General features: G+C 28.0%; 1 protein-coding gene. It reads right to left on the reverse strand.

Features of this window, described 5'->3' with window-relative positions; all coding sequences use genetic code 11:
• Positions 1–244: zinc-binding metallopeptidase family protein (locus KHA85_RS20785; protein ID WP_213186765.1), on the reverse strand; the 244-nt coding region annotated here is incomplete at its 3' end.
• Between the last annotated feature and the right edge of the window lie 74 nt (positions 245–318).

Consider the following 318-nt stretch of genomic DNA (forward strand, 5'->3'; position numbering starts at 1 on the left):
CTGGTGATGTGTCCATATGTGCAATAAATCCAATAATATCACCTGTACCTCCATTACCTTTAATAGTTCCATAAACAATACCATATTCATCTAAATGAGCATCATCAATTCCAATTTCTAACATTTCTTTGACTAACACTTTTCCTAATTCTAATTGTTTTAATGTTGATGGAGTAGTATTTGAGTACTCATCAGATTGTGTGTCATAGCTGACATATTTTAAAAATCTTTCTTCAATATTCATATTTTTTCTCCTTTAACTCTAATACTTTAATTATACTCAATATTATTGATTAAACAACCTTGACTCTTTACTAT

It is taken from the genome of Dietzia massiliensis (assembly GCF_018390595.1).
In the GTDB taxonomy this organism is placed as follows: domain Bacteria; phylum Actinomycetota; class Actinomycetes; order Mycobacteriales; family Mycobacteriaceae; genus Dietzia; species Dietzia massiliensis.